Annotated in this window: 13 protein-coding genes and 1 pseudogene; 5 read left to right on the top strand and 9 right to left on the bottom strand. The window is 64.0% G+C overall.

What is annotated here, in order from left to right:
- Positions 1–123: pseudogene (locus EGJ34_RS09365) on the top strand (IS3 family transposase); the annotation flags it as partial.
- A gap of 103 nt (positions 124–226) precedes the next feature.
- Here the strand turns inward: EGJ34_RS09365 and EGJ34_RS09370 are convergent.
- The 3 genes from EGJ34_RS09370 to EGJ34_RS09380 all read right to left on the bottom strand — a co-directional run bounded on the left by EGJ34_RS09370 (position 227) and on the right by EGJ34_RS09380 (position 2,833).
- Positions 227–1,147, bottom strand: coding sequence for an NADP-dependent oxidoreductase (locus tag EGJ34_RS09370; RefSeq protein ID WP_221740400.1), 921 nt, complete (start codon positions 1,145–1,147; stop codon positions 227–229).
- Between the two features lie 65 nt (positions 1,148–1,212).
- The gene (locus EGJ34_RS09375; protein WP_125360227.1) at positions 1,213–2,082 is read right to left on the bottom strand and encodes an NAD(P)H-hydrate dehydratase; all 870 of its coding nucleotides are present in this window, start codon (positions 2,080–2,082) and stop codon (positions 1,213–1,215) included.
- Position 2,083: 1 nt separating this feature from the next.
- Complete coding sequence (locus EGJ34_RS09380) at positions 2,084–2,833, bottom strand: histidine phosphatase family protein (protein ID WP_260476946.1); 750 nt, start codon at positions 2,831–2,833, stop codon at positions 2,084–2,086.
- A 215-nt stretch (positions 2,834–3,048) separates the two neighbouring features.
- Between EGJ34_RS09380 and EGJ34_RS09385 the strand changes: the two genes are divergently transcribed.
- A complete protein-coding gene (locus EGJ34_RS09385) occupies positions 3,049–3,492 on the top strand; it encodes a Rid family hydrolase (protein WP_125360228.1) in 444 nt (147 codons plus the stop codon).
- A 19-nt stretch (positions 3,493–3,511) separates the two neighbouring features.
- On the opposite strand, the gene EGJ34_RS09390 is transcribed toward EGJ34_RS09385, so the two are convergent.
- From EGJ34_RS09390 to EGJ34_RS09405, 4 genes are all read right to left on the bottom strand, one after another.
- The gene (locus EGJ34_RS09390) at positions 3,512–4,072 is read right to left on the bottom strand and encodes a DUF488 domain-containing protein (RefSeq protein WP_125360229.1); all 561 of its coding nucleotides are present in this window, start codon (positions 4,070–4,072) and stop codon (positions 3,512–3,514) included.
- Positions 4,073–4,119: 47 nt separating this feature from the next.
- Positions 4,120–4,464: a hypothetical protein gene (locus tag EGJ34_RS09395; protein ID WP_125360230.1), complete on the bottom strand. Its 345-nt coding sequence runs from the start codon at positions 4,462–4,464 to the stop codon at positions 4,120–4,122.
- 146 nt (positions 4,465–4,610) lie between these two features.
- Positions 4,611–5,387 carry an alpha/beta hydrolase gene (locus tag EGJ34_RS09400; RefSeq protein WP_125360231.1) on the bottom strand — a complete coding sequence of 259 codons (777 nt, stop codon included), beginning with the start codon at positions 5,385–5,387 and terminating at the stop codon, positions 4,611–4,613.
- Positions 5,388–5,413: 26 nt separating this feature from the next.
- Entirely contained in the window at positions 5,414–6,244 is an 831-nt protein-coding gene (locus tag EGJ34_RS09405) for an oxidoreductase (RefSeq protein WP_125360232.1), read from the bottom strand.
- A 393-nt stretch (positions 6,245–6,637) separates the two neighbouring features.
- Between EGJ34_RS09405 and EGJ34_RS09410 the strand changes: the two genes are divergently transcribed.
- From EGJ34_RS09410 to EGJ34_RS09420, 3 genes are read left to right on the top strand one after another with little or no spacing between them, the layout of a single operon-like run.
- Positions 6,638–7,987: an epoxide hydrolase family protein gene (locus EGJ34_RS09410; RefSeq protein ID WP_125360233.1), complete on the top strand. Its 1,350-nt coding sequence runs from the start codon at positions 6,638–6,640 to the stop codon at positions 7,985–7,987.
- Positions 7,988–8,023: 36 nt separating this feature from the next.
- Positions 8,024–9,055: an alpha/beta hydrolase gene (locus EGJ34_RS09415; RefSeq protein WP_125360234.1), complete on the top strand. Its 1,032-nt coding sequence runs from the start codon at positions 8,024–8,026 to the stop codon at positions 9,053–9,055.
- A gap of 10 nt (positions 9,056–9,065) precedes the next feature.
- A complete protein-coding gene (locus EGJ34_RS09420) occupies positions 9,066–9,575 on the top strand; it encodes a cytochrome P460 family protein (RefSeq protein WP_125360235.1) in 510 nt (169 codons plus the stop codon).
- 255 nt (positions 9,576–9,830) lie between these two features.
- On the opposite strand, the gene EGJ34_RS22515 is transcribed toward EGJ34_RS09420, so the two are convergent.
- Both EGJ34_RS22515 and EGJ34_RS22520 read right to left on the bottom strand, forming a co-directional pair.
- Positions 9,831–10,772 carry a TonB-dependent receptor gene (locus EGJ34_RS22515; RefSeq protein WP_221740402.1) on the bottom strand — a complete coding sequence of 314 codons (942 nt, stop codon included), beginning with the start codon at positions 10,770–10,772 and terminating at the stop codon, positions 9,831–9,833.
- Positions 10,670–12,052, bottom strand: coding sequence for a TonB-dependent receptor plug domain-containing protein (locus tag EGJ34_RS22520; RefSeq protein WP_221740403.1), 1,383 nt, complete (start codon positions 12,050–12,052; stop codon positions 10,670–10,672). The genes EGJ34_RS22515 and EGJ34_RS22520 overlap by 103 nt, the downstream gene beginning before the upstream one ends.
- Positions 12,053–12,312 lie beyond the last annotated feature (260 nt).

Here is a 12,312-nt window from a genome sequence, read left to right on the forward strand (position 1 = left end):
GCGGCACGAGCGGATGTGTTTGACTACATCGAGCGACGCCACAACCCTAGGATGCGCAGAAGGGTCGCCAAGCAGGATCAGAAGGTTGCAGCTCTTTTAGAACCGTCCGTGATATCGGGGTAGAACCCTGCTATGGCATCTTGTCGATCGCCTCATTGCTCTCGGCGAGGACGGCGCATTCGACTAGGCCAGGCGCTGGCTGCCTCGCGCACGCTCGAACGCATCACTACCCAACCGTCAGCACGATCTTCCCGCGCGTCCGGCCAGCCTCAGACAGCTCCAGCGCTTTCGTTACCTCAGCAAGAGAAAACACCGCTTCAACGTGCGGGGTAATCTCTCCCCTCTCGACCAACGCAGTGATCTCCCTGAGGCTGTCTGCGTCCGGTCGGGTAAAAGATCGCTTGACGGTCACGCCAAAACGCTCAGCTTCATCCTGGGGGAAGGCCACAATGGTCACCATGCGCCCGCCCTTCCGCAGGACCTTGAAAGCCCGCTGGAAGGTGTCGCCACCCATCGTATCTAGAACCACATCCACGTCACGAACGGCTTCCTCGAACGGCTGCTGGGTGTAGTCGATGAATTCGTCAGCGCCCATGCCTCGGACAAACGCCTCGTTCCGCCCAGACGCCACGGCGATGACGTGCGCGCCATGCGCCTTCGCCAACTGGACGGCCAGAGAACCCACGCCGCCAGAGCTGTTCGTGATCAGAAGTCGCTGGCCGGCCGATAGCCCGGCTTCATTGAACATCGCTTGCCAGGCTGTGGTGCCCGCCAGGGGCAGCGCGGCTGCCTGCATAATGTCGAGATTGCCTGGCGTGCGGGCCAGATGGCTTGCCTGAGCGATGGTGTACTCCGAGAAGCCGCCTGATGAGACCATGCCATACACCAGATCGCCTTCCCGGAAACTGTCCACGCCGGGGCCCACCGCCTCGACCGTGCCAACCACCTCGCTTCCCAGGTGAATCGGAAGCGTCATTCCCATGCGCTGCCCTGCTCCGCTCCGGATCTTCCAGTCGATGGGATTTACGCCAGCGGCACTCACCTTTATCAGGACCTCGCCCGGTTCGGGCATGGGCCGGGTTACCTCGGCAAGATCGACCTGATCGTTGGATCCGTATTCCCGGATAAGCACACTCTTCATTTTCATCGTTTCAATCTCATTCGTCTGGCCCTCAATGCATGCCAAGGCCGAAGTGGCTGGTATGGATGTACTCAGGAAGCCAACGGAAACCGCGCGAGGACGCGGGGCACCATTGGCGCGATCTCTCGTGCAAGGAAGCCCAATGCGCCGACGGATCGGCCGAGCATGCGTCCCGCCTCACCGTGAACCCAAACTCCCCAAAGCGTCGCGTCGAGCGCGGGCATGCCGCGCGCCGCGAAACCGGCGATGAGTCCCGCCAGCACGTCGCCTGAGCCCGAGGTGCCAAGTCCGGAGACGCCGCCCCTGTGCAGCCAGACGCTGCCATCCGGCCCGGCGATCCAGGTGTCTGGTCCTTTCAGTGCCACAACGCTGCGGGTGGCTCGCGCCATCCTGAGAGCATGTTTCTGTGGGTCGGCAAGAATGGCATCCTTCTCCGCACCGCACAGCTGTGCCATCTCTCCCGCATGCGGGGTCAGGATGAACGGTCGTCCGGCGGCGGCCTGCAGACCCTCATGCAATGCGCCGGCATCCATCACGACCGTACCTTCCAGTGCTGAAGCGCGTTGCGTCAAGCGGGTCAGGAACCTGGAGGGCCGCATGCCCGGCCCGATCACGACGGCACCGCAGGTATCCAGAGCGGCTTCAAGGTCGCTCGCGCTCGCCGCCAATTCACCGCGCGCGCTTTCGCGCATGCCCAGCACCAGCGCTTCGGGAACGGCCAGCGCCATCGCCGTAGCCACGCTCTCTACAGTTGCGATCTGCAGCTTGCCTGCACCTGCCCGAAGAGCAGCTTCGCCGGCCAGCAACGCCGCGCCGGGCACTTGGCGGGATCCGCCAACGACGCAGACCCGCCCCCTGTCCTCCTTGTCGCGGCCAGGTGCCGGCAGGGGGCGCTTGCGCAGCACCGCCGGCGTTACTCGCTGAACCGACGGGCGCGCCATCTCACCGGGCTCCAGCGGGCTGGTCAGGCGAAGCAGTGGTGGGGGTGTCTGCCAGTTCAGGCGGGATGAAGTTGGCGCGAGCCAAGGCGAGCCGACCATCCTCGACAACGTGGTACTCGGTGACGCCGCAATTGGGCACATCGCCTTGGCGGTCAATGTCGAGGATGGTCTGCTCGTCCATGCCCTCCAGCAGGTACCGCATGCAGTTCACGATCACCTGATGGGCGACGATCATCACGCGAGCGCCGGCGTGGTTTCGCTGAAGATCCCCCACCACGCCGCGTAACCGCAGGATCACATCACACCAGCTTTCGCCACCCGGTGGGCGGAAATAGAACTTTCCAACCAGCCGCCGCTGTGCGGCCAGTTCAGGGAAGGTGGCGACGATGCCGCTTGAGGTGTAGCGGTCCAGAACGCCGAATTCCTTCTCGCGCAGCCGCTCGTCAATGACCAAACGGTGGTCGCCCCCCAGGGCGTCGGCCACGGCCTGGGCGGTCTGCCGTGCACGCACGTACGGCGAGGCCAGCACGACCTGAGGGCGTTGGTGCTCGGAAAGCCCTTCGGCCCAGGCGCCCAGCGCCTGAGATTGCCGCTGCCCCAGCGAGGAAAGCGGCACGTCCGCATCGCGGTGTTCCAGTTCGATCAGGGTAATGTTGTTCGCTTCTGCGTGGTCACGCGCTACATTTCCGGCGCTCTGGCCATGCCGCACCACCCATATCCGCTCCGGCCACTGCGCGGTGACCCCTTCCATCGCACTGCTCTTCTGCACATGCGGCTCCTGCTTGATCAGTGTGGCTGTTGTAGCGGGCGCGCGGTCTTTCAAACGTGAACTCGATGTCGCCCCCATCCCTGGTTCCCCATATTGCGCCCAGCTTTTTTGGGCCGCTCTTGCCTCACCCTTTCGGGGTAGGCGGGAGCCCGAGGAGGCAGGCAGACTCATTCCTTCACCTGACAAAGGACAATCCGATGAGCGCCTCCAATCGCAAGACGGCCAGCTTCGGCGTGCCGTGGGAATCTGCCTATGGTTACGTGCAGGCCGTGCGCGTTAATAATTCGATCTTCGTGTCAGGCCAGCTTTCACACACGCCGGAGGGACAGCTGGTAGCGCCGGCCGCTCTGGGTGCTGATGGAAAGCCTGCCAGCTTCGACACCATGGAGGCGCAAATGAAGCGCACCTATGAGAACGCGCAGGTGTTGCTGGCAGAACTAGGCGCATCACTTGCGGATGTTGTGGAAGAAACCCTGTTCGTGATCGATGTGCCTGCTGCGTTTGCCGCGAGCGGAAAAGTCAGGCCTGTCGTCTACGGTCAGGCTGTCCCACAGGTAGCCAGCAACCTTATCGGGGTTTCCTCGCTAGCCTTCCCTGAACAGCTGATCGAGATTGCCCTCCGCGCTGAAGTGCAGTCTTAGCCCTCAAGGAAGACCCGCATTAGAACAACCCAGCCTGGGCCGGCGGATAAACCAACGCCTGCCCTGCCCCCTGTGCCATCGGGCTCAGGGGATGCGGCTTGGGTGCTGCGTGCGACACGATGTGCAACACCGCATGCCCCCTGTGCGTCAGCAGGTCGGCGATGAGCCGTCGATGGCAGCGCCACCAAGGACCTTCCGCGCACATCAGCGCCGTTCGGTGTTCTCTCGCCAGCGCGAGAAGCTTCTCCAGCCCGCTCGCAAACTCGGCGGACGCCATGTGGTCCGCGTAGCCTTGGAAGGCGGGGACGTCCCATGCTCCATTGGGCGAGCCGGGCTGCACCTTACGCCGTCCACCCAGCTCAGGAATCCATTGATACGCCATCCCTTGGGCCGGTAGCGCTTCGGCCATGCGCTCCGATGCGAACCAGGGGTAGCGACGCGAGCCGGGAAACCGCCGCACGTCCGCTATGGCGGATATACCTTGCGCCGACAGCAGTTGTAAGAACTCGTCCCAGGGGCGAGTGGAATGCCCGATGGTCCAGACAGTCGGCGCTGTGGGGGGAAGGTCGTTGCATTGCATGAACTTATGCGGCGTGCGTACGCATCAGCATTGCGAGGGGCCGCAGGTCACCAGGCAACCAAGGCTGGCCTGGCCTCTGGCGCCACAGGGCGAGCAGCGGGCGACATATACGCCATCTCACCTGCGGCGGCGATCAGCTTCAGGAGGTTGGCAGCCACGGGACCTTCGGCCTTGCGCATGCCTGCGAAATGAACCCATTCACCTTCTACTTCCACTTCTACGCCGGAAAACTTCGGGCACTGACGTGTCAGTGCGCGCAGATTCTGGACCCACGTCTCGCAGGGGACGGCGTCCAGCTGAACCACGGTTGTGCGGTCGCCGACATACAGATCGGACATTTCCATCCGGGTCACGCGCGGCGTGGCGGCTTGGAACTGTGGATAAGCACTCATGAGAATCTCCTTGCAGAACTGGTGGTGACTATCCACCTCAACCGGGCGCATAACGCGTCAGCGCGGCGTTAGTAGTCTGTCAAATCTGCCGCCTCACGGATCCTTCGTGAGACGGCATTCACTAACCGGAGCGCGGAGCCGCTGGCTCATTCCCCCCTTGCGGCACTCTCGATCAGCCGTGCAGTCACATCCGGGTGCGAAACCATGACCACGTGCGACGCCCCCGGCACCACCTCGGTCTTCCTGGCATGCGCGCGCTCGGCCATGAAGGCAATGGCCTTCGGCGGAATGTTGAGGTCTTTGTCGCCATACACAAACCAGCTCGGAATGGAGGTCCAGGCCGGCTTGCCGGAGGCTTCGTTCAGCGCGGCATCGGTAATCGGCCGCTGGGTGGCGGCCATCAGAGCGGCCTCTGCCGCCGGCACGTCCGCAGCAAACTGATGGTGGAACTTGTCCTGCTGGATGTAGAGATCGTTACCCCCCGTGGTCAGCTTCACCGGCGGCGCGATCGCCGGTCCCAAAGTGCTGCCCGGGAACTTGGCGGAAAGCCCGGCCGCCGTCTCGCCCGCGTCGGGCGCGAAAGCGCTGACGTACACCAATGCCTTGACGTTGGCGTGGTCCCGCGCCGCCTCCGTGATCACGCTGCCGCCATAGGAATGGCCGACCAGCACTACGGGGCCCTTGATGCTGTCGAGGGCGTTGGCCACGTAGGCCCCATCGCTGGCGACGCCACGCAGCGGATTGGCGACCGCCAGAACCGGGAAACCGTCCTTCTCCAGGATCCGGATCACGCCGTTCCAGCTGGACGAATCGGCAAACGCTCCGTGCACCAGCACGATGGTGGGTTTCGCGGTTTCTGCAAGCGCGCTGGGGGCGATAACAGTCGCAACGCCCAGGGCGAGTGCGGTAAGCAGGTTCTTCATGATGCTCTCCTTTGTTTCGTTGGGGATCAGGCGGGGAAATCGCAGGTAATACTCAGCTCGCGCCATTGGGCGAGTTCTTCAAGGCGTGTGCGTTCGACCTGCTCGATGGCACGCACCGCATCGCTGCCGAGCGCCAGTCGCAGCGGCGGGGCGTCCATTGCGGCGACTTTGAGGACGGCCTGCGCTGCTCTTGCCGGGTCGCCAGGCTGGTTGCCGTCGTAGGCACGCTGCATACGGGCGGTTGCACCCACCACCGCGTCGTACTCCGGGCGACCCTCGCTCAGTGAGGTTGAGCTGCCGGCGAAGTCGGTCCGGAAACCACCCGGTTCGACGATCGTCACGTGTACGCCGATCAGCTTCATCTCCAGTGCCAATGACTCGGAGAAGCCTTCGACGCGCCACTTGGCCGCAGAGTACGCGGCACGGCCTGGTGCACCGATGCGGCCGCCAACCGATGAGAATTGGAGGATGTGGCCGCTTCGCTGTTCGCGCATCAGCGGAATGGCGGCCTTCGTCATGATGACGGTGCCGAACAGGTTCGTCTCAATCTGTTGGCGGAAGTCGTCCAGCGTGACGTCCTCCACGGAGTTGATGTTGCCGTAGCCGGCATTGTTCACCAGCACGTCCAGCCCACCGAATGCATCAATGGCGACCTGGACGGAACGCTCAGCGGCAAGCGGGTCGGTGACATCAAGCGATACCGCCCTCACCTGGTCTCCATAACGGTCCACCAGATCCTGCAGGTCGGCGGCGTCGCGGGCGGAGGCGACCAGGTAATTGCCCGCCTCCAGCACGGCACTGGCCATGGCCCGACCCAGGCCGCGTGAGCTTCCGGTGATCAACCATCGTTGTGACATGACTGCGTTCCTCATGTTTACGGGCGGCATCTAACCAGCGCCATGGGCGACTGGCGATAACACGTTGGTATGTAGGGACCGTAGGCGGCGCGGATTAGCCAGCGCCAGGCATACACGACGGTGTAGGGGCCTATACCTAGGGACTATTTGAAACTCGGGTTCCGGCGAATAGCGTTCACCGGCACGGACGGCAGCTTACGCCGGGAAACAACGGTTACCAGTGCGAGTTTGTAACGAACTGTAGGCCCTGCCTGGTTGGACAAGATCGCTTACGAATCCAATGGATTATCGATACGCAGGCGATACATCAGCGCTGTGAAATGGCTCCAACGCCGATGCAGGCCGCACCTTGCCGCATCACCGGCGCGATTCCATCCCTTTATGGAGAACGCGATGTCGAAGTTCGAATCCGAAGTCGTCCCCGATCCAGCGCGACGCCGCCTGCTGGCCACCGTCGCCGTGGCGAGCGCCACCGTTGCCCTGCCCGGCTTACTGCCTGCGGGCACCGCGCAGGCCGCAACAACCGCCGTCACGCGAAAGGCTGTTGGTACCAGTGATGCGATCCGCCCGTTCCAGGTGCATCTGCCCGAAGCCGACCTCGTCGACCTGCGCCGGCGCGTGCGCGCCACGCGCTGGACCGATCGCGAGCTGGTCGCCGACGATTCGCAGGGTCTGCAACTGAACCGGTTGCAGACCCTGGCCAGCTACTGGGGCGGCGGCTACGACTGGCGCAGGCTGGAAGCGCGGCTCAATGCCCTCCCCCAGTTCATCACTGCCATCGACGGCGTGGACATCCACTTCATCCATGTGCGTTCGCGTCATCCGGGCGCGCTGCCGGTGCTGCTCACGCATGGCTGGCCCGGCTCCATCCTTGAGTTCGTCGCTGCCATCGGGCCGCTGACTGACCCCGTTGCCCATGGCGGGCGCGCGGAGGATGCCTTCGATGTGGTGATCCCATCCATTCCGGGTTACGGCTTCTCCAGCATTCCCACCGAACTGGGCTGGGGTCCGGAGCGCGTCGGCCGCGCCTGGGACACGTTGATGAAGCGCTTGGGCTACGAACGCTATGTGTCGCAGGGCGGTGATCACGGTTCGGTGATCTCCGATGCGATGGGCCGCAATCCCCCGTCTGGCCTGCTCGGCATCCACCTGACCATGCCGGCCACCGTTCCCGCCGAGCTGGTGCCCGCCATCAACAGTGGTGCACCTGCGCCAGCGGAACTGGCGGCGGACGAGCTGCGCGCGTTCACCGCGCTCAGTCAGTTCTTCGGCCGTAACGCCGCCTACGGGGCGATGATGGTCACGCGCCCGCAGACCATCGGGTATGCGCTCAACGACTCGCCCATCGGCCTGGCCGCGTGGATGTACGACAAGATCGCGCAGTGGACGGACAGCAACGGCATGCCCGAAGCCGTGCTCGGCCGCGACGCCATTCTGGACGACATCAGCCTGTACTGGCTGACCGGGACCGCAACCGCGGCGGGCCGCTTCTACTGGGAAAACAACAACAACAACTTCAGCGCCGCCGCGCAGAAGACCACTCAGATCACCGTGCCGGTGGCCGTTTCAGTGTTTCCGGCCGAGATCTACCGCGCGCCACGCAGCTGGACCGAGCGCGCCTATCCCACGCTGTACTACTTCAACGAAGCCTCCAAGGGCGGCCACTTCGCCGCCTGGGAGCAACCGCAGCTCTTCGCCAACGAACTTCGCGCCGCGTTCCGCCCGCTGCGCACCTCGCTCTGATCGCCGACACATCCCTTTCGTAACAGGAGAACGACCATGGATTCGTCCGACCCGACCTCGCGCAAGTCCTCCCGCCTGGCACCGATGCTGTTCGCTGCCCAACTGCTGCTGGCCGGCGGTGTCGCCGCTGCCGCCCCCTCCCCTGCCCCTGCCACGACAAGCACCCACGGTGCCCTGGTAGCTGACAAGCACGTCGACGCGGGTGACCTTAACGTCGGCTATGCCGAACTGGGCCCGCCCAAGGGCGAGGTCATCATCCTGCTGCACGGCTGGCCGTATGACATCAACGCCTATGCGGACGTCGCCCCGCGACTGGCGGCGCAGGGTTACCGCGTGATCGTGCCGCACCTGCGCGGCTACGGCAGCACCACCTTCCGTTCGGCGGACGCGCCGCGCAACGGCGAACCGGCGGCGCTGGCGTCCGACGTGATCGCACTGATGGACGCCCTGAAGATCAAGCAGGCCAATCTGGCCGGCTTCGACTGGGGTGCGCGCTCGGCCGACATCGTCGCCGCCTTGTGGCCCGAACGGGTCAAGTCGCTGGTGTCGGTCAGCGGCTACCTGATCGGCAGCCAGGAGGCGGGACAAAAGCCCTTGCCGCCGGCGGCGGAGCTGCAGTGGTGGTACCAGTTCTACTTCGCCACGGACCGCGGCCGCGACGGCTACGCGCAGAACACGCATGACTTCGCCAAGCTGATCTGGAAGCTGGCATCGCCGCAGTGGCAGTTCAGCGACGCGACCTTCAACCGCAGTGCCGCCGCGCTGGACAACCCTGACCAGGTCGCCATCGCCATCCACAACTACCGCTGGCGCCTGGGTCTGGCCGAGGGCGAGCCGAAGTACGCGACGCTGGAGCAGCGCCTGGCGCAGCTGCCGTCGATCAGCGTGCCGACCATCACCATTGAAGGCGATGCCAACGGTGCGCCGCATCCGCTGCCGGAGGCCTATCGAGCCAGGTTCACCGGCAAGTATGAGCACCGCACCTTCACCGGTGGCATCGGGCACAACCCGCCGCAGGAAGCGCCGGTTGAGTTCACCCAGGCCGTCATCGACGCCGCTCACCTGTAAGGAGTACGCGATGAAAACCTTTCGTGTTGCTGTGCTGTCGGGTGTCGCGGGCGTATTGGCGCTCGGTACTGGATACATGGCCTTCGCCGATGCGCCGGCCGGCCCGGTCTCACCGATCTATGGCGTGGGGCTGCCGGAGGGCTACCGCGACTGGCCGCTGGTCGCGCCCGCCCAGGAAGCTGCACCGCTGGATGAGCTGCGCGTGGTGGTGGCCAACCCGACCGCTTTGCATGCCTATCGCCAGAACGTCCGCCCGTTTCCGGACGGCAGCGTTCTGGTCAAGTTGGCCTGGAAGCATGAGCAGTCGCCGGACTTCGCGCCGGCCTCCATCCCCGGCGCGGCCACCACCGTGCAGGTGATGGTCAAGGATTCCAAGCGTTACGCCGCCACGGGTGGCTGGGGCTACGGGCGCTTCATCAACGACCAGCCTGCCGACGAGGCGCAGCATCAAACCTGCTACGCCTGCCACTCGTCGCGGGTCAAGGATCGGGATTACGTGTTTACGCGTTACGCGCAGTGAGCACGGATTCGGAGATCCGCCGGAGGTTACGCCAGAGGTAGGCGACGCGACGCTTCTGTAGAGCCGGGCTTGCCCGGCTGCTCTTCGTCCCGACGAGTCGCGGATTGAGGCCACATCTTAGGGGTGGCTCGGCAAGAGCAGCCGGGCAAGCCCGGCTCTACCAGAGCAGCCGGGCAAGCCCGGCTCTACCAGAGCAGCCGGGCAAGCCCGGCTCTACGAAGCGGGCTGTGTTGTGGCAACGCGCGGCTGAAGGGCTCAGAAGTCGTAGCGAACGCCAATCACCATGTTGCGACCGCGCAGCGGCGACTGGTCCTTCACGAACGAGGTGTGCACGTACGCGGTTTCGTTGAGCAGGTTGTTGGCGCGGACATAAAACTCCGCGGACTGTCGCGGGGTCAGTTCCAGGCGATACGAGAGGGTGGCATTGAGCATGTCGTAGCCACTGGTCTTCGTCTCGTAAGACGCGATTCGATCCTGCGAGAAGGTGTGGTAGTACTCCGCGTCCACCGCGAACGGCCCACTGCTCCACTGGTGGCGAACACCCAGGCGGCCCGGCGGAATGCGCGGCACATTGTCGTCCTCGGTCTTCAGCTTCGCGCGGACGTAGTCGCCGAACAGCGTCAGCCGATTGGCGTCGTTCAACTGGAAGCTCACCTGACCATCGACACCCCGGAAGGTCGCGTCGGCGGCGGTATACAGCAGGTAGTTGTGTGGAACACCCGTCTCGCTGTCAGTTTCGATCAGGCGCGCAAAGACATAGTCCTCGATGTCCTGGTAGAACACGCCGACTTCAAACTCAATAGGTCCCCCCACCTTGCGCAGGGTCAGGTCAGCAGACCGGGTGGTCTCCAGCACATCGGTCCTGCTTTCCGGGAAGGTGCTTGACGCACTGCGAGACCGGGCAAGGCCGACCTCGTAGCTGTTGGTGGCTAGGTTGTTGCCGTAGGCATACAGTTCCCGAACACTCGGCGCACGCTGGGTGCGACCAAGAGAAAGAGACGTGGAGTAGCCGCCGTCCAGATTCCACGTGGCCCCGATGGAGGCAGAGAACGGGTTGACCTTGGCCGGCGGGTTCTTCTTCACGAAGTCGGTGATCAACTCATTGGACAGGTAGGAATACCAGTCCGGTCCATACCATCCAGCAAACAGCGCCTTGTACTCGTCATCAAAGGCATGAAGGAAGGCTGGAGTGCCCACCGTGGTTTCCCGCCAGTCCTTGCGCATGGCGATGCTGAAGTCCACCGCCCGAACGCTCGACGCTCACTGAGGAAAACGGCCTTGTTCTTCGTGTCGTGATGCCTGACAGACTCCAGCCCATAACCGTTCTTGGGGAACGGCACGTGCATGTTGTTGACGTTCAGTCCGCTGAAGGTGCCGTCCGTGTATTGAACGCCCAACGTGCCCGAGAAGCCCCACAGTGGCTTGTGAGTCAATTCCAGCCGCCCGTCGTCCACCTCGTTGGTGTAGCGATTGAAGTAGGCGGGGCCGTCAATCTCATCGTGCTTGTAGTCCGTGGTCGAGAGCCGCAGGCGAACGTGATCAAATCCGGGCAGCGGATCGTCGTAGTCCGCACGCAGGTCAGTGCGCTCACTACGCAGGTTGATCCAGGCGGTATGGTCGTCCGAGGAGCCGAACGGGTCCTCGTAGGCTCCATGTGCAGCGCAGTGCAGATCAATGCCATGCGTGTGGCAGACGCCATTGGCGTGGGAATGACCCGGCAGGCCGTACTTGCTTTCCTGCAGCGTGTGGGCGGCACCGATGTAGCCGTTTGCGGTTACCCATGACGCACCGAAAGAAGACGTCGTCCCTTCTGCGAATGAGTCCCTGAGCTGTCCGCCGGGAATGTCGTAGTCGTCACTCTGGTGCCTGGCAACTTCCGCGTGCAGCGCGATCTGGCCAAACCCTGCCGTCACGCGACCGATGCCGGTTTTTTCCTCGTCTCCGGAGCCCAGCCTGACCTCTGCGGCGCCGCTCACGCCATTCTCGGGGAGCCTTTTGGGCACGCGGCTGTCGATCAGGTTGACGGCTCCGCTCATTGCGTTGCCGCCGTACACAACGGCGGCCGGACCTCTGATGATCTCGACCGCGTCGAGCAGCATGGGGTCGGTGGCAATGGCATGGTCAGGTGAGACGGACGAGGCATCGAAGACGTTCGCGCCGTCGGAAAGGATCTCGATACGAGGAAGCGTCTGGCCACGGATGACGGGTCGGGACGCGCCGCCGCCGAAATTGTCCAGATGCACGCCCGGAAGGCCGTCCAGGGTTTCGCCGAGCGTGGCCTTGCGGCGATGTACCAGCTCATCCCCCGTCAGAATCTGCACAGGCAGCACGGTCAATGCCGGGTTGATCGAGCGTTCACCGGTCACGGTGAGCCTGTCCAGCTCTGTGGCGGTGCGTGGCACATCCTGTGCGGACGCCGCCGGGGGGGCGAGCATCACGCTCGCGATGGCAACGGTGAGGACGTGTTTCTTCATCATGTTTCTCTGCCTGGCTGGGTGGTCTGCGGCGGTAAGGGCGTCCTTCTCTGTTCCGTGACGCAGGCCACGTACGAGCCACAGGCCACCCTGGGGTGCCCCGCTGAAGAGACGAATCGCATTGCTCATCGGCTCCTGGATCAACAACGCGGCGGCGGGTGGCACTCCCCAATCCCAACTGCCGCCTCCCCGCAGGAGCCGAGTAGGGATGTTATAACATGACATTTTAGGCGTATAGAGGGCCGACCCGCGGTTGGTCTGGT

The sequence above is a fragment of the Stenotrophomonas sp. 278 genome, assembly GCF_003935715.1.
GTDB classification, from domain to species: Bacteria; Pseudomonadota; Gammaproteobacteria; order Xanthomonadales; family Xanthomonadaceae; genus Stenotrophomonas; species Stenotrophomonas maltophilia_AH.

Excerpts from the sequence above, each read along its gene's own strand:
- EGJ34_RS09395 (WP_125360230.1), bottom strand. The coding sequence starts at position 4,464 with ATGAGTGCTTATCCACAGTTCCAAGCCGCCACGCCGCGCGTGACCCGG.
- EGJ34_RS09415 (WP_125360234.1), top strand. The coding sequence starts at position 8,024 with ATGGATTCGTCCGACCCGACCTCGCGCAAGTCCTCCCGCCTGGCACCG.
- EGJ34_RS09405 (WP_125360232.1), bottom strand. The coding sequence starts at position 6,244 with ATGTCACAACGATGGTTGATCACCGGAAGCTCACGCGGCCTGGGTCGG.
- EGJ34_RS09420 (WP_125360235.1), top strand. The coding sequence starts at position 9,066 with ATGAAAACCTTTCGTGTTGCTGTGCTGTCGGGTGTCGCGGGCGTATTG.
- EGJ34_RS22520 (WP_221740403.1), bottom strand. The coding sequence starts at position 12,052 with ATGATGAAGAAACACGTCCTCACCGTTGCCATCGCGAGCGTGATGCTC.
- EGJ34_RS09380 (WP_260476946.1), bottom strand. The coding sequence starts at position 2,833 with ATGGAAGGGGTCACCGCGCAGTGGCCGGAGCGGATATGGGTGGTGCGG.
- EGJ34_RS09390 (WP_125360229.1), bottom strand. The coding sequence starts at position 4,072 with ATGCAATGCAACGACCTTCCCCCCACAGCGCCGACTGTCTGGACCATC.
- EGJ34_RS09400 (WP_125360231.1), bottom strand. The coding sequence starts at position 5,387 with ATGAAGAACCTGCTTACCGCACTCGCCCTGGGCGTTGCGACTGTTATC.
- EGJ34_RS09370 (WP_221740400.1), bottom strand. The coding sequence starts at position 1,147 with ATGAAAATGAAGAGTGTGCTTATCCGGGAATACGGATCCAACGATCAG.
- EGJ34_RS09375 (WP_125360227.1), bottom strand. The coding sequence starts at position 2,082 with ATGGCGCGCCCGTCGGTTCAGCGAGTAACGCCGGCGGTGCTGCGCAAG.
- EGJ34_RS09385 (WP_125360228.1), top strand. The coding sequence starts at position 3,049 with ATGAGCGCCTCCAATCGCAAGACGGCCAGCTTCGGCGTGCCGTGGGAA.
- EGJ34_RS09410 (WP_125360233.1), top strand. The coding sequence starts at position 6,638 with ATGTCGAAGTTCGAATCCGAAGTCGTCCCCGATCCAGCGCGACGCCGC.